The organism is Allobosea psychrotolerans, from assembly GCF_002917105.1.
In the GTDB taxonomy this organism is placed as follows: Bacteria; Pseudomonadota; Alphaproteobacteria; order Rhizobiales; family Beijerinckiaceae; genus Allobosea; species Allobosea psychrotolerans.
The window spans coordinates 46,005-67,735 of sequence record NZ_PQFZ01000003.1 but is presented as its reverse complement, the minus strand read 5'-3'; the positions used below and the strand labels follow the sequence as shown (position 1 = coordinate 67,735).

Sequence of the window (21,731 nt, the reverse complement as noted above, 5' to 3'; positions counted from 1 at the left end):
TCCTCAGCCCTAGCCGCGGAACATCGACGTCGTCGCCGACATCATCTGGTCGGCGGCGGTGATGACCTTGGAGTTCATCTCATAGGCGCGCTGAGCTGCGATCAGCGTGGTGAGCTCGGTCACGGCCTGGACGTTGCCTTCTTCGAGATAATTCTGCTGCAGCGTGCCGAAACCCTCGCCGCCGCCGACACCATCGATCGCCGGGCCCGAAGCCGCCGTCTCGACGAACAGGTTGTCGCCGATCGATTCGAGGCCGACCTTGTTGACGAAGCGGGTGAGCTGGAGCTGGCCCAGCGTCTGCGGCGCGGTCTGGCCGGGAAGCTGGACCTCGACCGTGCCCTGCGCGTTGATGCTGACGCTGGTCGCGTTGTTGGGAACCGTGATGCCGGGCTCGACCGTATAGCCGTCGCGGGTCACGAGTTGGCCCTGGGCGTCGAGGTCGAAGGAGCCGTCACGCGAATAGGTCGTGCGGCCATCGGGCATGCGGATCTTGAAGAAGCCCTCGCCGCGAATGGCGACGTCGTACTGCTTCTCGGTCGAGGACAGGTTGCCCTGGCTCATGATGCGCCCGGTCGAGGTCGTCTTGACGCCGGAGCCGATGAAGGTGCCGGCCGGGACCATCGTGTTCTGGTCGGAGGTGGCCGAGCCGGCGCGCCGGAAGTTCTCGTAGAGAAGATCCTGAAAATGCACGGTCTGGCGCTTGTAGCCGGTGGTGCGCACGTTGGCGATGTTGTTGGAGATGACCTGGACGTTGAGTTCCTGGGCCATCATGCCGGTGGCGGCTGTCTGCAGGGCGCGCATGGCTTTGCTCCTTCCCCGGTTCAGGCTTGCTGATCGGCCAGGCGAGAAATCGCCTTGGTGCGCAGTTCGTCGGTCTTGGTCATCATGTTGGCGATGCCCTGATAGGAGCGCTGGACCTCCATCAGGCGGGTCATCTCGATGATGGCCTTCACATTGGAGCCCTCGATCGCACCGGGCTCCAGCCTGGCCTGCGGCCCTGCCGGCAGCGGCGGCGTCGCCGAAGCGAACAGGTTGTTGCCGTCGCTGCTCAGTGCACGCGGATTGTTGAAGCGGACCTGCCTGAGCTTGCCGCGGACGCCTTGATCGCTGGAGACGGTGCCGTCGACGGCGATGCTGAAATTGGTCTCGGTGTTGCTGAAGCGGATCGGCCCGCCCTCGCCCAGCACCTGTTGCCCGCCCTGGGTCACGAGCTCGCCCTGCTGATTCAGGCTCAACGAACCTGCACGGGTGTAGCGCTGGCCATTCGGCGTCTGGACCACGAGGTAATTGTCCTCGCGCAGCGCTACGTCGAGCGGGTTGCCGGTGCGCTCCAGCGCGCCCTGCGACAGGTCGATCGGCGTGCCCTTGTCGATGACATAGGAGAGCCGCCGGTCGCCCCCCGGAAAGGTCTCGGCACTGGCGACAGGCATGATGAATTCATTGAAGCGCGCCGAGCGCGACTTGAAGCCGTTCGTGCCGGTATTCGCCAGGTTGTTGGCGATGACATCCAGCTCGCGCGCCAAAGCCATTTGACGCGATAGGCCGACGAGAAGCGCGTTCTCCACGGCATGGTCTCCCGAATTGTCCCGCGATCGCTTCGACGCTCCCCAGCGCAGCCATCGCAGCACCACAGCCGCAAGCGCTGTGCCAACATGGTTAAAATCACATAGTATATTGATTTATAATACATATTCTTGGTTTTCATGCCTTTGTCCTGCCCGGCAAATTCGGGGCTTCGGGCAGAAATGACCCGGCAAGATTTGCCGTCCTTAACGACACGTTAACCGTGATTGATCAGGGTGACGCGAGGGAGCAAGGCACCGATGCCGCACGCACCCAGCCCGAGGCGGTGCTGCGATGTCGAAGAAGACCGGAAAGACCGACGAAGACGATGCCGGCGGCGAAGCGCCCAAGCCCGGCAAGAAGAAGCTGATCATGATCCTCGGCGGCGTGCTGCTGCTCGCCGGGCTCGGCGGCGGCTGGTTCTTCTTCCTGAAGCAGCCCTCCCCGGAGCAGATCGCAGCGGCCGAGCATGCGAAGGCCGCCAAGAAGCCGGCGAGCTTCGTCGAGATGAGGGACATGATGATCGGCATCTCGCCGGGCGGCCAGCAGGACCGCCAGCCGATCATCAAGGTCAAGGTCGTGCTCGAGATCGCCGACGCCAAGGTCTCCGAGGAGATCAAGCCGCTGCTGCCGCGTGTCGAGGACGCCTTCCAGGTGTTCATGCGCGAATTGCGCCCGGCCGATCTGGAAGGTTCGGCTGGCATGTATCGCCTCAAGGAAGAATTGCTGCGCCGCGTCAACGTCACGGTCTATCCGGCCAAGATCGACGCGGTGCTGTTCAAGGAATTGCTGGTGCAGTGAGCCCCCCGGGCTCCGCGCGCCAGCCGGGATGACGACGAAGACATGAGCAACGACGACCTCGATCCAACCGGCAAGCCCAAGAACGAGCCCCTCAGCCCGGAAGGGATGGCGGCCGAGTGGGCGACCATGCCCGACTTGCTGATGGAGGAAGGCGAGCAGGATGGCGGCACCGACCGCCTGATGTCGCAAGACGAAATCGACACGATGCTCGGTTTCTCCATCGGCGACGACAGGGACGCCCGCAACGGCATCCAGGCCATCGTCGATTCCGGCTCGGTCGCCTATGAACGCCTGCCGATGCTCGAGATCATCTTCGAGCGTCTCGTGCGCCTGCTCTCGACCAGCCTGCGCAACTTCTTCACCGACAATGTCGAGGTCTCGCTGGAGAGCATCCGCTCGGTGCGCTTTGGCGACTACATCAATTCGATCTCGCTGCCCGCCATGCTCTCGGTGTTCAAGGCCGAGGAGTGGGACAATTTCGGCCTGATCACGATCGAGTCCTCGCTGATCTATTCCGTGCTCGACACGATGTTTGGCGGCAAGCGCGGCCAGCCGGCGCCGCGTGTCGACGGCCGCCCCTTCACCTCGATCGAAATCAACATGCTCAAGCGCGTCATCGCGCTGATTCTGAGCGATGCCGAGGCCGCCTTCAAACCGCTCTCGCCCGTGCGCTTCACGGTCGATCGCATCGAGTCCAATCCACGCTTCGTCTCGATCTCCCGGCCAGCCAATGCCGCCATACGCGTCGAGCTCAAATTCGACATGGAAGGTCGGGGCGGCTGCCTGCATCTGCTGCTGCCTTACGCCACGATCGAGCCGATCCGCGAATTGCTGCTCGAAAGCTTCATGGGTGAGAAGCTCGGGCGCGATGCGATCTGGGAAAACCATCTGGCGACCGAGGTCTGGCAGACCGACGTCGCCGTGACCTGCGTGCTCCACGAGACGCAGATGCCGCTGAAGCGGGTGATGAAACTCGAGATCGGCGACACTTTGATGTTCGACGCCAGGCCCGATTCGACGGTCGCACTGCGCTGCGGCGACTTCATTGTCAGCGAGGGCCGGATCGGGCGCGTCGACGACAAGATCGCCGTTCAGGTCGTCAGCCCACTGCGCCGCTCCAAGACCACGATCGCCGCCTTCGACAGCGCCACGAGCCATCTCGGTTCCCCCTCCTGACGCGGATACTCACCAAGCCATGACGATCACCCTCATCGCCGATGCCCTCGTCGCAAGCCTCCTCGTCGCGACCATCATCACCTGCTACGTGCTGGCCAAGCGCATCGAGCGGCTGAAGGCCGACGAAGGCGCCATGCGCCAGACCGTCGGCGCGCTGATCTCGGCGACCGATACCGCCGAGCGCGCCATCGCCGGGTTGAAGCTGACGTTGGGCGACTGCGACCGCACCCTGGCCGAGCGCCTGCGCACTGCCGAGCGCTACGCCGCCGACCTCGCCGCCCAGATCGAAGCCGGCCAGACCGTGATGGAGCGGATCTCGCAGATCGTCAGCGCCGCCACGCTGGTCGCGCCGAAAGCCACGGAGCCGTCAGCTCCCGAGCCCACCCCGATTTCGCGCATGGTCAGCGCCGCCGAATCCGCGGCCGCCATCCGCACCCGCGCCGCCCGGCGCCTGGAAGGCCAGGCCGCGTGATCGAAAGGCCCCGCCTCTTTCCGGCAGTGATTCTCGGCGCCATGGGCCTCCTGGCGCTGAAGCTGCTTGCCTGGACGGCGGAGCCCTATCCGGGAAAGGTGCCGGCAAGCGCGAGCGTCTTTTCCTCCGACAGTACCCGGCCAGTGAAGCCGGAGCCCCAGGTCTGGGGCCTCGCCAAGGTGATCGCCCAGGCGCACGCACCCGATGGCACCCTGCGCGACCCGGAGACGACCGGCTCGGTCGACAAGCCTGACCCGAAGAAGGAGCAGGAGAAGGCCGAGGCGGAAGCCAAGGCCGAGGCGGCGCGCGCCGCCAACCCCAACAACAAGGCCGGCATCGTCAACGGCACGGCCAAGGCCACCTCTCCTGCTGAGCGCGCCATTCTCGAACGCCTCGGCGAGCGGCGCGAAGAGATCGATGCCCGGATTCGTGAACTGGAGATGCGCGAACGCCTGCTCGATACCGCCGAGAAGAAGCTCGACGGCCGTGTCGGCGACCTGAAGCAGCTCGAAGACAAGGTCGACGGCCCCAAGCGCAAGCCCGCCGAGGACGAACTCAAGGCGATCAAGAATCTCGTGATCATGTACGAGACGATGAAGCCGAAGGACGCCGCGCGCGTCTTCGACCGCCTCGGCCTCGACGTGCTGCTGCCGGTTGTCCAGCAGATGAACCCGCGCAAGATGTCCGACGTGCTCGCCGCCATGGCGCCCGACCGGGCCGAGAAGCTGACGGTGGCCCTCGCCACGAGCTCGCGCGCGCCGGAGCGCAATACGGCTGAACTCACGCCGCTGCCGGGCAACGAACTGCCGGCCATCGCACCCGCTCCACGCCGGTAGAGCGTTTTCGAGCGAAGTGGATAGCGGTTCGGGTGAAGAAAACGCGTTAAGGCAAAGATCGATCGCAATTGAACGATCCTGTCGGATCAAGAATTGCTCTGATCGCACCGATCCGAAGCAATGCCAGCGAGCAGCGTCCGCAAGCGGCATGCGTCCTCATCCATCATGGCCGACAATGACTGAAGAACGCGCCATGGCCCTTGGATCAAACCAAGCGCGGCCCCGATGACGCTTGTCGCCAGCAGCCTGATCGGCTTCTGGAACGAGATTGGCGCACGCCGCTGGCCGTGACGACGCCAAGCCGTGACATGGTCATTCACATCCATGGCCGCGCGCCAACTCCTGAAGCCGTTGAGACGAACCGGCCGACGCACGGCCTTAGGTCGATCCCGCAGGCGCTTGAAAACCACGGGGGATTCGCGCGTAATCCGACGCCTCTCCTTTAAAAGGAAGGCCGGGCTTGTAAAAGGAAGGCCGGGCTTGACGCAGCCGGCGATTGTCGTTTTCCCTCAGGCGCGGTCAGGCAATAGAGGGCCGCCTTCTTGAATTCGCGGACCGCGGCAAGCGCTGATCTGATTGCCGGCATAGGCGATGGCGAGTCGACGCGTGAAAACCGAGCGCCGCAAGCAGATCATGCCCCGGCGAAAACGCTTGCTCAAAAGCTGATGACCATCACGATAGTGCTGCTTTTCGTCAGCGCGACGGTTTCGTGGATCGGATTTCTTGGCTGGTCGGCCTGGCGTCTGCTGGACGTCAATCCATGACCGGAGCGCGATCGACCAGCTCCAGGAAGACCGCGAAGCACGACAAATAGAAAATCCCGACATAGATCAGCATGGCGTCCTCCAACCCGGATCTTGTTTCGGATAGAACGCGACCCACTACTGACCGGTACAGCAGTATGGTTAATTTCTCGATAATTGCACCCGTTTTTTAGCCGGCACTGCATGATCCCGGCTTTGCGAACGTCAAGCCAGCGCGCAGCCGGCGGGTAAACGCAGGTCGCGTGCGCACTCGCAATCACCGCGGGCTGGCACGCTGCCATGGCCGCCCCGCCACGGCTCCCTGCTTCCCAAGCCCGAAATCCCGGCGAACCTTCTAAACGACTGTTCCGCAAGGATATTATGCCGAGGCCACGTTAACCCGGCATTATCCTTGACAAGCTAGCGTCCGAAGCAGGCGGACGGCCTGGTCAGGCAGCTCCGGCCCGTTCATGTCGCGTTGCGTGAGTTCTCCGGTTTTGCGTGTCCCGCGTTCCCTTGCCTTCGGTATCGGATTGGCTGCGCTCGCCATCGGTGCGGGCCTGGGCGAACCCGCGCTCGCCGCCAACGCCACCTTGCGCGGCCAGGACATGCCGCCGGGCTTCGGCCGCCTCGCCCTGACCTTCGACGAGCCGACGCCGACCCGTATTCGCCTCAACAACGGCGTGCTCGTGGTCGCCTTCGCCTCCCCGGTGAAGATCGACATCAACAAGATCGCCAAAGAGCTGCCAGAATACATCACCCTGGCGCGGCTCGATCCCGACGGGCGCGGCATGCGTTTCGCGCTGCCCAAGAGGTTCCGCGCCAATCTGATCGAGGCCGGCGACAAGGCCTTCATCGATCTTTTGCCCGAGAACTGGACCGGATTGCTGCCCGGGCCGCCGCCCGAAGTAATCGCCGATATGGCGGAGCGCTTGAAGCAGGCCGAAGCTCGCGTCAAGGAAGCTGCCCGTCAACCACGGCCCCAGAACAAGCCTTTGATCGTGCGCGGCGCCAGGCTGCCGACGCTGGAGCGCCTGATCTTCCAGGCACCTCCCGGGACCAGTCTCACGACTGCGCTCGGGGACGGCACTCTGAAGCTGACCCTCGACCAGCCTCTGACGGTCGAGCCCGCAGCCCTCAAACGCGCCTTGCCGGACGGTGTCGCGCTGCTCTCCCACGAGACCGACGAGACCGCGACACGACTTGAACTCTCGATTCCGAAGGACTGGCAGGTCAGGAACTTCCAGGACGAGGACGGGCTGACGGTCGATCTCCTGCGCCCCACCAAAGCGGTTGGGCCGACATTGGCGAGCCTGCCGGAGGGAACGGATGCGGCGGTGAAGGCCCCGCCGACGCCTGCCTCCCTGCCGGCTGCGCCAGTGGCTTCCGCCGTCACTCCCGACAGCCAGCCCGCGACCGTTCCTGCGGCTGTCGTCCCGCCGGTCGTCGACCCGACACCCCAGGCGGTAAAGATCGAGGCCGCCGGCACTGCACAAGGCGGCCATATCGATTTCCGCTTCCCGCGCATGACCGGCGCGGCCGCCTTCGTCGACGCGGGAATCGTCACGCTCGTCTTCGACACGCGCGACACGATCAACCCGGCCGATTTCAAGACCATCCTGCCGCAACTCGTCCAAGACGCGACAGTGACCCGCGAGGGCAAGGTCACGCTGGTGCGTCTGCGACTGGCGAATCAGCAACTGACACGGCTGATCGACGACGGCCCGACCTGGTCGCTGAGCCTCGGCGAACAGCAGAAGAAGCCGGCGAGCCCGATCGCGCCGCGCCGCGCGATCGACGAGCGCGGCCAGACCATTCTCGCCGTACCGCTGTCAGGCATGACCGGGGTGCACTGGCTCGAGCCGGGTCCGTCCGGGACGCCGCTGGCTGTTGCCACGGCATTCGGCCCGACGCGCCTCACGGCCAAGCCCTATCAGTTCGTCGAGTTCAGCTTGCTCGAGACCGCCCATGGACTTGCCGTCGCGCCCCGCGCCGACGATCTCGTGGTGCGCGCCACGGCCGACCAGGCCCAGATCGGTCGCTCCGGTGGCTTGACGGTGACGCTCGACATACCCGCCGATGCGCCGAGCGACACGAGCCAGACTGCGGTCGCCCAGCCGCCCCTGCTCGACCCCGAGCGATGGGACAAGCTGCACGTCGACACCGTGAGGGACGGCGCACGCGCCCTGCTGCGCGACGTTGCCGATGCCTCGCGCGCCCGCAAATCCGAGGCGCGCCTCGCCTTGGCGCGGTTCTACGCCGCCAATGGCCTGATGGCGGAAGCCAATGGTCCCCTGTCGGCAATGATGGCAGACGACCCGGCCATGCGGAACCAGCGCGAACCGCTCTTCCTGAAGGGGCTGATCGCGGTACGCATGCATCGCAATCAGGAGGCGATCACCGCCTTCGATGCCGGCCCGATCAAGGAGGATGTCGAAGCCGGCCTCTGGCGAGCTTTGCCGGAGCAGAGACTTGGGCGCAACGCCCAGGCGCTCATCGGCTTTCGCCGCGCCGAGGCGATCCTCGATCGCTATCCTCCGGAGATCCAGGCCGAACTGCGCCTCGCGAAGGCCCGCGCGGCACTGGCGATGCAAGACCTCACCATCGCCGAGCGCGAGATCGAAAAACTCTCGAACCTGCCGCACGGCCTGGTGGACCCCGAGGAGCTCGCACTCCTGCGTGCCATCCTCGACGATGTCGGCGGCCGGCCGGAAGCGGCGCTGAACGGCTACAAGCCCTTGTTCGACGCACGCAGCCGGCCTGTTGCTGCCGAGGCGCAACTGCGCGCGGTCAAGCTCGTACAGGCCGAAAAGCGACCGGACATATCGTCCGACGAAGCCATCGCCCGCCTGGAGACGGTATCGATCATCTGGCGCGGCGGCGATCTGGAGATGGAGGCGCTGGCCGAGCTCGGTCGGCTCTATGCCGACCACCAGCGCTGGCGCGACGCCTTCATGGTCGCGCGCCGGGCAAATGAGAACTACCCCGACAACCCGCTGACGCGGCGCATGCATGACGAGACCGCTCAGCGCTTCGCCGAATTGTTCAGCGGGCGCGGCACCGAACAGCTGTCGCGCATCGAAGCGCTGGCCCTGTTCTACGATTTCAAGGAATTCCTGCCGGTCGGCCGGCGCGGCGACGAAATCACCCGGCTCCTGGCCGACAGGCTGGTCGAGCTCGACCTGCTGGATCAGGCGGGCGAAATCCTGCGATACCAGATCGAGAAGCGCCTGACCGGCGCGGCGCGGTCCACCGTCGCCACCAAGCTCGCCATGATCAGCCTGATGAACGGCAAGCCGGTCGAGGCGCTGCGCGCGCTCAACACGACGCGGCTGATCGAACTGCCCGCCGACGTCAAGCGTGCCCGCCTGCTGCTCGAGGCCAAGGCACTGTCCGATCTGTCGCGCACCGACCAGGCGCTCGAATTGCTGGAAGAGGAGCGCGGGCCGGAGGTCGACCGTTTGCGCTCCGATATCTTCTGGACCGGCAAGCGCTGGCGCGAGGCCGGCGAGGCGCATGAACGCATGCTCGGCGAAAGCTGGCGCGGCACTGCGCCCCTCAGCGAAAGCGAGCGCGCCGACGTGATGCGCAGCGCGATTTCCTATGTCATGTCGAACGAGGCTCTCTCGCTGGACCGGCTGCGGGGCAAGTTCGCCGCCAAGATGGCGCAGAGCACGGATGCGCGCACCTTCGCCTTCGTCACCGGAGCCAGCCGCGCCAAGGCCTCCGACATCCGCGAGATGGCGCGCGCGGCGGCGAGCTCCGACAGCTTGACCGACTTCATGACGGCCTATCGTGCCCGCTACCCGGGCTACTCCACCGCCGTGCGGCAACGCCCCAGACCCGAGCAGCCACCGGCCGAGGGCCAGACCGGCGCTGCCGAAAGCACGGCCCCGCCGCCCAGGCAAGGCTGAGCCCTATCCCGACCCGCCATAGCTCTTGACCAGCGAGCTCGCGACGAGCCCCCAGCCGTCGACCAGCACGAAGAAGATCAGCTTGAACGGCAGCGCCACCGTCACCGGCGGCAGCATCATCATGCCGACCGACATCAGGATCGAGGCCACCACCAGGTCGATGATCAGGAAGGGCACGAACAGCAGGAAGCCGATCTCGAAGGCCCGGCGCAGTTCCGAGATCATGAAGGCCGGCACCAGCACCTGGATCTGGACATCCTCGGGCCGCGCGGGAGCCGGCTCGCGCGACATCTCCATGAACAACGCCAGGTCCTTCTCGCGGACATTCTTGAGCATGAACGCCTTGAACGGCACGACCCCGCGATTATAGGCCTCCTGCGGCTGGATCTGGCCGGCAACGAGCGGTTCGATCGCCGTGCGATAGGCCTCGCGCAGCGTCGGCGTCATCACGAAGCCGGTCAGGAACAGCGCCAGCCCGATGATCACGGCATTCGGCGGCGCGGTCTGCGTGCCGAGCGCCGAGCGCAGCAACGACAGCACGACGGCGATGCGCGTGAACGACGTCACCATGACCAGGATCGACGGTGCAAGCGACAGCACCGTGATGACGGCGATGAGCTGGAGCGCGCGCTCGGCGACGCCCCCGCCTTGCCCCAGGTCGAGCGAAAGCGTCTGCGCCCAGGCCGGAGCCGCCAGCACAAGCAGGAGCGCGAACGCGCCCCATAAGGCGCGGCCGCCTCGCAGCGATCTCACAAAGGTTCTGGTCAAAGTCACGCCGGGCCGGAACAACGCCCGACTCAGTCGATCGGGCCGGCCAACGCTAGAACCGGCCATCGCGCCCGGGCAACCGGGCACGGAGCGTCAGGCCCGCGCACACCGACAATCCTGTTGATCGTGCCTGTTGATCGCGCCCAGGCCACCTCGCCGAGGCGACGAGGCGGCCTGGGTGAATTCAGGATTTGGGCTTGGGATCGCGGCCGAGCAGGCGCGCAAACTCTGCCTCGATCGCATCGACGGAGAACGGGTCGATGGCGGCAGGCTTCGGCTCGGGCGCAGCCTCGGGCTTAGGTTCAGGCTTAGGTTCGGGCTTGGGTTCCGGCTTGAGGACAGGCTCCGGTTCGCTCGCCGGCTTCCTGGGCTCGGGGGCCGTGCTCGCCTTATGCTCGAACTCCGGTGCGAGCGCGGACTCGGCGGACTTGTCCGGAGCTTCGAGGAACGAATCGTCGATATCGTCGGGAGGAGCCGACCCGGCCACGACCGCAGGCTCGCTCTGAGCCGAGGCCGCCTTGACGGGTTCCGGCTCCATGACAGGCTTCGGCACGGGGGGCGCGGGCGGCGGTGCGACAGGAGCAGGTTTCACTGTGACGGTGACAGCAGGCGCCTTGGGGGCCACGCGCTCGGGCCTGAGGCCCAGCGCCATTTCGAGCTCGGCCTCGACATCGGCCGGCAGCGGAATCGGCCGCCCTGCCGTTTCGGGCGGCGCGGGTGGAGTCGGCGTCGGCATCGCCGGCGCGACAATGGCGGTCTCGACCATCGGCTCGACCGGCGGTGCCGGCGGCTTGGGCTCGCTCTGAAGCCGCGGCGGCTCAGCAGGCGCATTCGCCGGGCGGACGGCCGAGTGAGGCCGCTTCAGCGCCTCCTCCAATTGCTGCGCCATGTTGTCGAGCTCGACGGCGCTGGCAGACTGCGACGGGGAAAAATCACGCGTGAAGCTCGGCGGCTGAACCACCGGCGCCGGCATCTGGGTTGCGGCCGCAGCAAGGCTGGGCAGAACGACGGCAGCGGCAACGGCGGCAGGAGCCTCTGCCTGCGTCGGCACCTGCTGCGCGGGGCGCGACGGCGCACCGCCTGGGATCGATCGGATCGGCAACCGCTCCGGTGTGGGCTGTTCCTGCCGCGTGTCTTGGCGCGTGTCTTGGCGCGCGGTCTCGGCCGGCGGCAGGGCGTCGAAGGCGCCCGGCCGCTCGGTCGCCGGGACCTCCGTGGGAAGTGCTGTCGCTGCACGGCTGCCGCTGCGCAGAATATTGGTTTCGACCACGATGTCCGAGACACCGCCGATCATGATCAGGTGTTCGACATTGTCGCGCCGGATCAGGACGAGCTGACGCTGGCGGTCGAGATCGTGGATGTCGACGACGCCGAGACGCGGCTGGCGAGCGCGGCCGCCGCCCTGCCCTCTCATTCTCAGACGGCCACCCTTGATCTGGCGCGCGAACAAGCCGAGCAGCGCCAGCAGAGCCAGGATGACGGCGAAAGCGATGATCCACTTTTGCCCGGTGGAAAGATCGAAGCCAAACAACGTCTGCAAGGTTTGCCTCATGAGCGACGGCGACGCCTTCGAGCGGCCGATGTTTCCGCCCAAGGTTCAACGCCTTGGCTATAGCATAACGCTTTTCTTATCGGGCAACATGGTGAACGCGTGGTTAACTGTTTCGCACAGCCAGGCCGATTTTAACCAGCCGTTAACCCTGCACCCGGCAATATTTACCCAGTGAGCGAAAGCCTCGCCGCGCTGCCGCCCCTCGGCGACGGCCGGCTCCAGGGTGACCGGAACGGAACGAGCGACCATGGCCGACACTGCTTTGGGCACCGGCGGAAACCTGATGCAGGCGCTGAAGACGCGCATGCGCTGGCATCAATCGCGCCAGAAGCTGCTGGCCGAGAACGTCGCCAATGCCGACAGCCCGGGCTTTCGCCCGCATGACCTGAAAGCGCCCGCGATCGCGCCCGGCCAGGCCGGCGTCGTGATGGCGCAGACCAGCCCCAGTCATATGGGCCTCTCCGGCCAGCGTGGCGGCTTCGACAGCACGGGCGCCCCGCGTTTCGAAATCACGCCGAACGGCAACGCGGTCAATCTCGAGGACGAGATGATGAAGGTCGCGCAGAACCAGTCGGACTACCAGCTCGCCGCCTCGCTCTACAGCAAGGGGCTGGGCCTGATGAAGATCGCAATCGGCAAGGGCCGGTGACCGGCGCGGCTATGGCGGGAGGCCAATCATGGATTTGATGAAGAGCATCGCGGTCGCGGCATCGGGTCTGCGCACCCAGTCCGGCCGCATGCGGGTGATCGCGGAGAACATGGCCAACGCCGATTCCGGGCCCGCCAGCGCCGGCGCCGACCCTTATCGCCGCAAGATTCCGACCTTCCAGCGCCGCTTCGACCGCGACCTCGACGCACAACTGGTCAATCTCGGCCGCGTCCAGCGCGACCAAAGCGCCTTCCGCACGAAATTCGAACCCGGCAATCCGGTCGCCGACGCCTCGGGCAATGTCCGCATGCCCAATGTCGACACCCTGATCGAGACCGTGGACATGCGCGAGGCCCAGCGCAGCTACGAGGCCAACCTCAATCTGATCTCCTCCACGCGTCGGATGATCCAGCGCACCATCGATATCCTGCGCACCTGATCGCGCGGCCCGGAACAGGAGCCTAAGCCATGGCCACACCCAGCTTCGCCGCGGGAGCCTACGCCTCGATCCAGGGGATGGGCGCGGGCAATCTGATGCGCAAGCCGCTCGCCGCCGCGACCGGCGCAGGCGACGGCCCGGATTTCTCGTCGCTGATCAGCAAGGCGCTCGAAGCCACCGCCGACGCCGGCAAGAAGAGCGACACGCAGACGGCCAATGTCGCCGCCGGCCGCTCCGATGTGGTCGATGTCGTGACCGCCGTCGCCGAAAGCGAGGCCGCAATCGAGACGCTCGTCGCCGTGCGCGACAAGATCATCGCGGCCTATGAGGAAATCATGCGGATGCCGGTCTGACGGCCGCCGCGTTTCAGGACGAGAAGCAATGACCTCCGGAGCCATCCTCGACGTCGCGCGCGACGGCATTTTCGTCTTCCTCAAGGCCGGTGGGCCGGTGATGGCGGTTGCCCTCGTCGTCGGCCTCGCCGTCTCGCTGGTCCAGGCCCTCACGCAGATCCAGGAGCAGACGCTTGTCTACGTTCCGAAGATCCTCGCCGTTTTCGTGACGCTGATGGTGTTTCTTCCATTCATGGGCGACGCGCTCGCAGGCTATATGGGGCGGGTCGCCGTCCGAATCGCCACGGGCGAATGAACCTGCCGCAGCTTTGCCCGGCCATGGTCGCCCATGGCCCCAGCTTGCGACGCACCGATCGGCGAAGAGGCCTGCCGCGCCCGATGCAGATCGCGATCCTGCCCGAGATCAGCGCCGTTTTCGTGCTTGTCTTCGCGCGGGTCGGAACGATGGTCATGCTGATGCCGGGCATCGGCGAGCGCTTCGTCTTTTCGCGCGCGCGGCTGTCGCTGGCCTTCTTCATCGCGCTGATGGTGGCGCCGATGGTCCGTCCGCTGCTGCGCGTGCCGGGCGACGTACCCGGCGTCGTCGGCTTGCTCGCCAGCGAGGTGCTGATCGGCCTCGTCATCGGCCTGTGCTCGCGCTTCGTCATGGCCTGCCTGCAATCGGCGGGCGCGATCGTCGCGCAGACGATGGGGCTGGGCTTCGCCACGACGATCGACCCGACGGGTGGGCAGCAGAATCCCTCGGTCGGCAACCTGCTGACCATGCTCGGCATTACGCTCATCCTGACGACGGACCTGCATCATGTCGCCATCGTCGCGGTCCATGAGAGCTACCGCGTGCTGCCGCCCGGCGGGCTGCCCGACGTCAACGACATACTGACACTGGCCGTTCGCGCTGCCGCGCAAGGGTTTGCGCTCGCCGTGCAGATCTCGGCCCCCTTCATCGTCTTCGGGCTGCTGTTCAATCTGGGGCTGGGCGTGCTCGCGCGCATGATGCCGCAGCTCCAGGTCTTCTTCCTGGCCGTGCCGGCCTCGATCTTCGGCGGCATGGTCGTGCTCATCGCCGTCATCGGCGTCATGATGAGCGTCTTCCTCGACAATCTCGGCGTCTTCCTGCGCCAGTTCACCGGACACTGAGCGGCGATGTCTGACGAGGCCGACAACGAGGACAGAACAGAAGACCCGACCCAGCGAAAGCTGGATCAGGCGATCGAAAAGGGCGATGTCGCCCGCTCCAACGAAATCGGCACCTTCTTTGTGCTTTGCGGCTTCACCTTGGCGCTGCTCGTCGCCGCCGGCTGGTCGGCAAGGGAAGCCGCACTCTCGCTGCGCAGCTTCCTGATGAACGCCCACCAGGTGCCCTCGGACGGCACGGCCTTCATGAACGTCACCCGGCAAGGCGTCATGACCGGCTTTTCCGCGATCGGGCTGCCGCTTGCCTTCATCCTCTGCGCCGCGCTCGCCGGCGCGCTGATCCAGCACAAGCCGCTCTGGACCTTCGAGCCGATGATGCCGAAGTTCAGCCGCATCTCGCCCATGGCCGGCGCCAAGCGCATGTTCGGCAAGGAAGCCTGGGTGAATTTCGCCAAGGGGCTGGCCAAGACCTGCCTCATCGGCATCGTGCTCTGGACCACGCTTTGGAACGAGCATGACCGGCTCGAGAGTTTTGCCCAGATGGACGTCTCGGCGCTGCTGCCGGCGACATTGGCCTTGACGATCAAGCTGATGGCGAGCGCGCTCGCCCTGTTCGCGGTGATCGCGATCGGCGATTTCGGCTATCAGCGCTACTCCTGGTACCAGCGCCAGAAGATGACCAAGCAGGAGCTGAAAGACGAATACAAGAACTCGGAAGGCAATCCCGAGGTCAAGGCGAAGCTGCGCCAGATCCGCGCGCAGCGCGTGCGCAAGCGCATGATGGCCGCCGTTCCCAAGGCGACCGTGATCATCACCAACCCGACCCACTTCGCCGTCGCGCTGCAATACGAGCCCGGCATGGGCGCGCCGCTTTGCCTCGCCAAGGGCGTCGATGCCGTCGCGCTCAAGATCCGCGAGGTCGCGGGCCAGCACAGCGTGCCGATCATCGAGAACCCGCCTTTGGCGCGGGCGCTTTACGCAACCGTCGAGATCGACGAAGAGATTCCTGTCGAACACTACAAGGCCGTCGCCGAAGTGATCGGTTACATCTTGCGCCTGAAGGGTCGGCGCGCCTAACTCGCAAGAGCTTGGCGCGCAAGATAGGCTTAACGCGCAAGGCAGGCTGAGCGCGCATCGGCCGGTCGCAGGACCGCCGCTGCGGTGTTAATGGAACGGACCAAACCGCAATGAGCGGAACCACGGCGACCACGGCGATCGATCGCTCCGACAAGCCCGGCCATATCGGCGTCATCCTGCTCGTCGCTGGGTTGCTCGTCGGCGCAGCGATCGCGCTCGGCTTCATCGCCAATGAATGGGCGCAGCCGCTGATCCTTGGATTGCTGGCGCTGCTCTCCGTCGTCGGCGTCTTCGGCCTCTTCGCCTTCGCCATCGGCCTCATCCAGTTCTCGGGCCGCGCCGCCCGCAACGACTTGACCAAGGCCATCGTCGACGGCGCCGAGGACGGCGTCGTCGTCACCGAGGGCGAGAACCGCATCGTCTATGCCAACGAGGCCTATCTGGCCTTGGCCGGCGCCCGCGGCGCCAGCGACATCCGCCCGGTCGAGCGCCTCTTCACCGGCCGCGCCGACGTCTCGGAGGCGATCTACCGCCTCGCCACCGCAGCACGCGAGAACCGCCGCCTCATCGAGGAGGTCCGGCTCGAGCCCGCACTCGACGGCCGCGGCGGTGTCGGCTGGTACCGCATCCGCGTCTCCCCCGTTCACCGCGACAGCAGGCCGGCCACGCTCTGGAGCGTCTCGGACGTAACGCCTGAGCGCGAGCGCCAGGAGAACGCCTTCCAGGAACTGCAGCACGCGATCGACTATCTCGACCATGCGCCGGCCGGTTTCGTCTCGATCGATGCCGATGGCGAGGTCTCCTATCTCAACGCCACCCTCTCGGGCTGGCTCGATTTCGATCTCGCCCGCTTCGGCTCCGGCGGCCTGCATCTCGACGACATCGCGACGCCCAACGCGGCGGCTCTCGTCCAGGCCATTCGCGGCCTGCCCGGCGATGTCCGCACCGAGGTGCTCGATGTCGACCTCAAGCGCCGCAACGGCGTGCCGCTGCCCGTCAGGCTGCATCATCAGGTCGCGTTCGGCAGCGACGGCCGCGCCGGCCCCTCGCGCACGCTGGTGCTGAACCGCACCTCCGGCGAGGCCGGCTCCGACGGCCGCAGCGACGCCGAGGTCCGCTTCGCCCGTTTCTTCCACTCCACGCCGATGGCGATTGCCACCGTCGACAAGGCCGGCGCCATCCTGCGCTCCAACGCCGCCTTCACCCGATTGACGCAGGCCGGCCCCCAGCCGGCCGCGATCCAGGACCTGGTCACGCCGGGCACGGCCGAGTTGCAGCGCGCCTTGTCGGACGCGATGGAGGGCCGCGGCGACATCGCCCCGCTCGACGTCACGCTTGCGGGCGAGGACGGGCGCTCGGCCAGGCTCTACCTCTCGCCCGTGGCGGCCACGGAGGATGGCGACGGCGAGCGCGCCATCATCTACGCGCTGGAGACCACCGACGAGCGCAAGCTCAAGGACAATATGGACCAGGCCGGCAAGATGCAGGCGGTGGGCCAGCTCGCCGGCGGCATCGCACATGACTTCAACAATGTGCTGCAGGTCATCATCAACGCCTCGGAGTTCCTGCTCGCCAGCCACCGGCCGACGGACCCCTCCTTCCCCGACATCATGCAGATCAAGCAGAACGCCTATCGCGCGGCGGCTCTGGTGCGGCAATTGCTAGCCTTCTCGCGCCGGCAGACGCTGCGCCCGCAGGTGCTCGAACTTGGCGACGTGCTCTCCGATCTCTCGTTGATGCTGAAGCGCGTGGTCGCCGACAAGGTCGGGCTCGATGTCCGGCAGGGCCGCGATCTCTGGCCGGTCAAGGCTGATCTCGGCCAGCTCGAACAGGTCATCGTCAATCTCGCGGTCAACGCCCGCGACGCCATGCCCGATGGCGGCAAGCTGACCGTGCGCACCCGCAATGTCGCAGCCGCCGATGCGGCGGGCTTCGGCCATGCCGCCCTGCCGGCCGACGACTATGTGCTGCTCGAGGTCGAGGATACCGGCACCGGCATCTCGCCCGAGCATCTCGACAAGATCTTCGAGCCCTTCTTCACCACCAAGGAGGTCGGCAAGGGCACGGGCCTGGGCCTCTCCATGGTCTATGGCATCGTCAAGCAGACCGGCGGCTTCGTCTTCTGCGATTCCGCCGTCGGCCGGGGCACGACCTTCCGCATCTTCCTGCCCAGGCATGTGCCGAGTGCCGAGGAGATCGCCGCCGAAGCCGCCGCCAAGGAGGCGCCCAAGAAGCTCGCCGCCGACCATACCGGCGCCGGCGTCATCCTGCTGGTCGAGGATGAGGATGCGGTCCGCGCGCTCAATGCCCGCATGCTGGTCTCGCGCGGCTACACGGTCCACGAGGCCGCCTCGGGCGTCGAGGCGCTCGACATCTTCATGAAGCATGACGGCCGCATCGACCTCGTCGTCTCCGACGTGGTGATGCCGGAAATGGACGGCCCGACCCTGCTCGGCGAGCTGCGCCAGCGCAACCCGGCGACCAAGGTCGTCTTCGTCTCCGGCTACGCCGAAGAGGCCTTCCGCAAGAACCTGCCCGAGGGCGAGGACTTCCAGTTCCTGCCAAAGCCCTTCACGATGAAGCAGCTGGTCGAAACGGTGAAGGCGGCGATGGGGTGACGGCCCGGCCCGGGCGCCGCGGCGAAGGCTTGGCCGCGACGAAGAGATAAATGTTCCGTATGCCGAGCGAGTACCCGTGCGGATACATTGTCCCGATGGTCGCTCAGACGATTTGCGCGATCACGGCGCTGTATCAAGTTCAGACATCCTTCCGTATTCCGATCGATAGAATCGGAATGCCGAATTCACCGTCTCTTGGCAGCGTTATTCAGTTTATTCTTACCGCCTTGATCGGACAGGCGCTCCATTGGCAGCACCAGAGAACGGTCTCCGTTCCAAGCACCTACAAGAACATTGTCATTGGACACTTCCTTGCTTCTGCAAGCAAGATCGAATCATCAAGGGCTGGCACTGTTCTCGACCTGCCTTATACGGCATGATCAATAGCTCGACCTTTACTATCTCGATCTGAGATGCCGCAGCGAAATATTTATCGTCGTTCTCTTCACTCTCTACTGTTACACGCCGGAGCCCGAACGCCTCGGCAATGCGCTTCAGGAAAAGCCCGGGCAGGAAGCGCTTGGAGATCCCGACTGAAGCCCGGCCCCCCTAGTGTGCAAAAAATGTCTTCTCCTTGGGAGAGCCGGCATCACTCGTGTCGGAACTAGGAGATACCCGCAGCGCAACCACCATCCACGGGCGCTCAACCAGCCAATAGAAAAGGAAGGAGACTGCCATGACCGCCGCAAGGCCCCAAATAACGCACAGGGAGACCAGCATAAATACAGGGAACTGCCGAAAATTTATCACCATAAGCTCTATCACAACCTGCAGAATCTGAAGGTGAACCAAATAGATCGAATAGGAAGCGACGCCGACCTTGGCCAGCCAGCGACTGACCATCGCACGTTGAAAATGGGTCCCGCCGACGAACGAGGCACGAATGATCAATCCGAGGCAGATGACCTGCCCCGACAACTGCGCCAACGCATCGCCGAAAGGCGCCCCGAGGATGATGAGCGCCGCCAGCCCCAGCCAGCCGACAAGCCAAATGCGCCGAAGGGCGCGATCGATCTGATCACCGTCGCGATGGATACGAAAATCGGCAAGAAGCGCGCCCGCCCAGAAATAGGGCATGAAGGCGATGACTGAGTAGCGGATGCCGCGGGATCCGTATTCCATGGCAAGCGACGAGGCGAGCACGAACAAGATCAGGAGCATCACCCCGATGCCCAGCCGCGCTGCTCCCGCCTGGATTTTAAGATACCAGCGCCAGATCCAAGCTCCAACCAAGAAGAATTGAACGTGAACCTCGAGAAACCACCCTGGAGGAAACAATCTCGGAAACGTATCAAAAATCAAGTCGTGCAAAAATACAATACTAAATAAGAAACTTATAATAAGCGAATCGGGCTTAGATTCGAATTGATATGTTCCAGACGGCCTATACCCAGTCGTCGACAGAAAAAGAAGCGTTGCCGCCAAGGTCATAAAATACGGAGGCCATATCCTGAGAAACCTCTTCTTTATTTCGATCGCAGCGGAGGACCGATGTGAAGATAGCCCCTTGTCTTGCAGCGATATCATCAGGGCATAGCCGCTGATAAAGAAGAGCAGCCGACACCCAGTGAACGGCGTCGCAAGGACGTTGAACAGAAGCTTCTCCCAAGCGACCAGGGACGTTTCCCCGTAAAAGCGCTCCACCCTCTGCAGTAAATGACCGCAAACGACGATCAGTATAGCGACGCCCCGCAGCCCCATCAGCTCCGGTAAATGGCCGCGCCGCGGATCGGAAGCTCGCCCTTGAAAACCTGGAACAGCGCCGACGCCATAGTATTCAGCCAGTTTTTGAGGCAGCAAATCACCCTCCGCGGTTTGATGAACACCGGCGAAATCCATTCATCAACGCCACGCAACGACAGATTATCCCAAACAGGCCGGACCAAAAGACAACCTCACGCCCAGACATCGCCTGAGCAATATTTCGTGGAAGCCACCAGATCGAAGGCCTGACATTTCGGCGCGTCCGAACCGCCACTCGGCATATGGCCAGACATAGTCCTAGGCATTTAGACACAGGCGCAGCGAGGATCGCAGGCACGATCCGTGCCAGCCCGCACTGCGAAACCACGGAATCAGCGACTTGGCCGGCCAAATATGCAAGCGTGGAAACGCTCGACCGAGCGGCGGCTTAACCCGACCAAGCGGTCATCCCGCCATCTCTGCGAGAACGGCTCGCGTCCGGTCAGAATTGGCTCATGACATGCCCTGTCGCGATTCCCAGAGCGAGAACAAAAAAAGAACTTGTTCGCGAGAACAAACCATGATCATATATCACCATGGCGCGCATTGAGATGTGGTCGCGCCCCTGCCATAAGGAGCGCAACTCGTGAATCAGGCGAATCTCAAGCTCGTGGAAGGCTCCTCGATGGACAAGGCCAAGGCGCTGGACGCAGCGCTCTCGCAGATCGAACGCGCCTTCGGCAAGGGCTCGATCATGCGGCTGGGCAAGAACCAGCAGGCGATCGAGATTGAGACGATTTCGACGGGTTCGCTGGGCCTCGATATCGCGCTCGGCGTCGGCGGCCTGCCGCGCGGCCGCGTCATCGAGATCTACGGGCCTGAATCCTCCGGCAAGACGACGCTGGCGCTCCACACCATCGCCGAGGCCCAGAAAAAGGGCGGCGTCTGCGCCTTCGTCGACGCCGAGCACGCGCTCGATCCGGTCTATGCCCGCAAGCTCGGGGTCAATCTCGACGACCTCCTGATCTCGCAGCCCGACACCGGCGAACAGGCGCTGGAGATCACCGACACGCTGGTGCGCTCGGGTGCGATCGACGTGCTGGTGGTCGACTCGGTCGCCGCACTGACCCCGCGCGCCGAAATCGAGGGCGAGATGGGCGATGTCCAGCCCGGCCTGCAGGCCCGCCTGATGAGCCAGGCGCTGCGCAAGCTGACCGCCTCGATCTCGCGCTCGAACTGCATGGTCATCTTCATCAACCAGATCCGCATGAAGATCGGCGTGATGTATGGCTCGCCCGAGACCACCACCGGCGGCAACGCGCTGAAGTTCTACGCTTCGGTGCGCCTCGACATCCGCCGCATCTCGACACTGAAGGACCGTGAGGAGGCGACCGGCAACCAGGTCCGCGTCAAGGTCGTGAAGAACAAGGTCGCCCCGCCCTTCAAGCAGGTCGAGTTCGACATCATGTTCGGCGAGGGCATCTCCAAGGTCGGCGAACTGGTCGATCTCGGCGTCAAGGCAGGCATGGTCGAAAAATCCGGTGCCTGGTTCTCCTTCGACAGCCAGCGTCTCGGCCAGGGCCGCGAGAACGCCAAGGCTTTCCTCAAGGCCAATCCGGATGTAGCGGCCAAGATCGAGGCGACGATCCGGCAGAATTCCGGCCTGGTCGCCGAGCGCATCCTCGACGAGGCGACCCCGACCGACGACGATCTCGACGAGGGGCAGGCCTGAGCCCAGAGCGGGATGCGAAAACCGGGCACCGGTTTTCGGGACAAGCCGAGGCAAGATCAAAGCCCAGGCGAAGCGGAGATCTCAACGGACGGCCGATCGGGCCGTCCGTTTTCGTTTGCGGCCAAGGTTTCGTTTGCAGTCAAGGCTTTGGGACAGCATCTCGCGCTTTGGCTCTCTCGACAGGGGCAAGCCGCCTGCTAGAGCAGGATGCGAAAAAGTGG

General features: G+C 64.9%; 22 protein-coding genes. 16 read left to right on the top strand and 6 right to left on the bottom strand.

The window, feature by feature from the left end; translation table 11 throughout:
• Positions 1-9 precede the first annotated feature (9 nt).
• Together flgG and flgF are read right to left on the bottom strand one after the other, a co-directional pair.
• Positions 10-801, bottom strand: coding sequence for a flagellar basal-body rod protein FlgG (gene flgG / locus CYD53_RS05885; protein WP_103717197.1), 792 nt, complete (start codon positions 799-801; stop codon positions 10-12).
• A gap of 20 nt (positions 802-821) precedes the next feature.
• Positions 822-1,565, bottom strand: coding sequence for a flagellar basal-body rod protein FlgF (flgF, locus tag CYD53_RS05880; protein WP_103717196.1), 744 nt, complete (start codon positions 1,563-1,565; stop codon positions 822-824).
• Between the two features lie 292 nt (positions 1,566-1,857).
• Between flgF and fliL the strand changes: the two genes are divergently transcribed.
• The 4 genes from fliL to CYD53_RS05860 are packed head-to-tail and all read left to right on the top strand — an operon-like array spanning position 1,858 to position 4,848.
• Positions 1,858-2,364: a flagellar basal body-associated protein FliL gene (gene fliL / locus CYD53_RS05875; protein ID WP_103717195.1), complete on the top strand. Its 507-nt coding sequence runs from the start codon at positions 1,858-1,860 to the stop codon at positions 2,362-2,364.
• 42 nt (positions 2,365-2,406) lie between these two features.
• Positions 2,407-3,540, top strand: a complete 1,134-nt coding sequence (fliM, locus tag CYD53_RS05870) for a flagellar motor switch protein FliM (protein WP_103717194.1) — start codon at positions 2,407-2,409, stop codon at positions 3,538-3,540.
• Positions 3,541-3,559: 19 nt separating this feature from the next.
• A complete protein-coding gene (locus CYD53_RS05865) occupies positions 3,560-4,012 on the top strand; it encodes a DUF6468 domain-containing protein (protein WP_103717193.1) in 453 nt (150 codons plus the stop codon).
• Entirely contained in the window at positions 4,009-4,848 is an 840-nt protein-coding gene (locus CYD53_RS05860; RefSeq protein WP_245928106.1) for a MotE family protein, read from the top strand. The genes CYD53_RS05865 and CYD53_RS05860 overlap by 4 nt, the downstream gene beginning before the upstream one ends.
• 86 nt (positions 4,849-4,934) lie before the next feature.
• On the opposite strand, the gene CYD53_RS30485 is transcribed toward CYD53_RS05860, so the two are convergent.
• Entirely contained in the window at positions 4,935-5,174 is a 240-nt protein-coding gene (locus CYD53_RS30485; RefSeq protein WP_103717192.1) for a hypothetical protein, read from the bottom strand.
• A 216-nt stretch (positions 5,175-5,390) separates the two neighbouring features.
• Here CYD53_RS30485 and CYD53_RS29860 point away from each other — a divergent pair, with 216 nt between their 5' ends.
• Positions 5,391-5,612, top strand: a complete 222-nt coding sequence (locus tag CYD53_RS29860; RefSeq protein ID WP_146055826.1) for a hypothetical protein — start codon at positions 5,391-5,393, stop codon at positions 5,610-5,612.
• Between the two features lie 476 nt (positions 5,613-6,088).
• The gene (locus CYD53_RS05850; protein ID WP_103717191.1) at positions 6,089-9,505 is read left to right on the top strand and encodes a hypothetical protein; all 3,417 of its coding nucleotides are present in this window, start codon (positions 6,089-6,091) and stop codon (positions 9,503-9,505) included.
• A 3-nt stretch (positions 9,506-9,508) separates the two neighbouring features.
• Here CYD53_RS05850 and fliP read toward each other — a convergent pair whose 3' ends face one another.
• On the bottom strand, positions 9,509-10,258 hold the full coding sequence (gene fliP / locus CYD53_RS05845) for a flagellar type III secretion system pore protein FliP (RefSeq protein WP_425428266.1): 750 nt from the start codon (positions 10,256-10,258) through the stop codon (positions 9,509-9,511).
• Between the two features lie 199 nt (positions 10,259-10,457).
• A complete protein-coding gene (locus CYD53_RS30155; protein ID WP_181011728.1) occupies positions 10,458-11,813 on the bottom strand; it encodes a hypothetical protein in 1,356 nt (451 codons plus the stop codon).
• 10 nt (positions 11,814-11,823) lie between these two features.
• Between CYD53_RS30155 and CYD53_RS30150 the strand changes: the two genes are divergently transcribed.
• The 9 genes from CYD53_RS30150 (at position 11,824) to CYD53_RS05785 (ending at position 18,475) form a co-directional block, all read left to right on the top strand.
• Positions 11,824-12,000 (top strand): hypothetical protein, encoded by a 177-nt coding sequence (locus CYD53_RS30150; protein WP_181011727.1) that lies wholly within the window; start codon positions 11,824-11,826, stop codon positions 11,998-12,000.
• A gap of 72 nt (positions 12,001-12,072) precedes the next feature.
• Complete coding sequence (flgB, locus tag CYD53_RS05820; RefSeq protein ID WP_103717185.1) at positions 12,073-12,474, top strand: flagellar basal body rod protein FlgB; 402 nt, start codon at positions 12,073-12,075, stop codon at positions 12,472-12,474.
• A 28-nt stretch (positions 12,475-12,502) separates the two neighbouring features.
• Positions 12,503-12,913 (top strand): flagellar basal body rod protein FlgC, encoded by a 411-nt coding sequence (gene flgC / locus CYD53_RS05815; protein ID WP_069692351.1) that lies wholly within the window; start codon positions 12,503-12,505, stop codon positions 12,911-12,913.
• A 29-nt stretch (positions 12,914-12,942) separates the two neighbouring features.
• Entirely contained in the window at positions 12,943-13,266 is a 324-nt protein-coding gene (gene fliE, locus CYD53_RS05810; protein ID WP_103717184.1) for a flagellar hook-basal body complex protein FliE, read from the top strand.
• A gap of 28 nt (positions 13,267-13,294) precedes the next feature.
• Positions 13,295-13,561, top strand: a complete 267-nt coding sequence (fliQ, locus tag CYD53_RS05805; RefSeq protein WP_103717183.1) for a flagellar biosynthesis protein FliQ — start codon at positions 13,295-13,297, stop codon at positions 13,559-13,561.
• 83 nt (positions 13,562-13,644) lie between these two features.
• Positions 13,645-14,403: a flagellar biosynthetic protein FliR gene (gene fliR / locus CYD53_RS05800; RefSeq protein ID WP_103717182.1), complete on the top strand. Its 759-nt coding sequence runs from the start codon at positions 13,645-13,647 to the stop codon at positions 14,401-14,403.
• Positions 14,404-14,409: 6 nt separating this feature from the next.
• Complete coding sequence (flhB, locus tag CYD53_RS05795; protein WP_103717181.1) at positions 14,410-15,477, top strand: flagellar biosynthesis protein FlhB; 1,068 nt, start codon at positions 14,410-14,412, stop codon at positions 15,475-15,477.
• 110 nt (positions 15,478-15,587) lie between these two features.
• A complete protein-coding gene (cckA, locus tag CYD53_RS05790) occupies positions 15,588-18,095 on the top strand; it encodes a cell cycle histidine kinase CckA (protein WP_103717180.1) in 2,508 nt (835 codons plus the stop codon).
• Between the two features lie 95 nt (positions 18,096-18,190).
• Complete coding sequence (locus CYD53_RS05785; protein ID WP_146055823.1) at positions 18,191-18,475, top strand: hypothetical protein; 285 nt, start codon at positions 18,191-18,193, stop codon at positions 18,473-18,475.
• A 169-nt stretch (positions 18,476-18,644) separates the two neighbouring features.
• Here CYD53_RS05785 and CYD53_RS05780 read toward each other — a convergent pair whose 3' ends face one another.
• Positions 18,645-19,934: an acyltransferase family protein gene (locus tag CYD53_RS05780; protein ID WP_103717178.1), complete on the bottom strand. Its 1,290-nt coding sequence runs from the start codon at positions 19,932-19,934 to the stop codon at positions 18,645-18,647.
• 490 nt (positions 19,935-20,424) lie between these two features.
• Between CYD53_RS05780 and recA the strand changes: the two genes are divergently transcribed.
• Positions 20,425-21,510 carry a recombinase RecA gene (gene recA / locus CYD53_RS05775; RefSeq protein WP_092173501.1) on the top strand — a complete coding sequence of 362 codons (1,086 nt, stop codon included), beginning with the start codon at positions 20,425-20,427 and terminating at the stop codon, positions 21,508-21,510.
• The last annotated feature ends 221 nt before the right edge of the window (positions 21,511-21,731 follow it).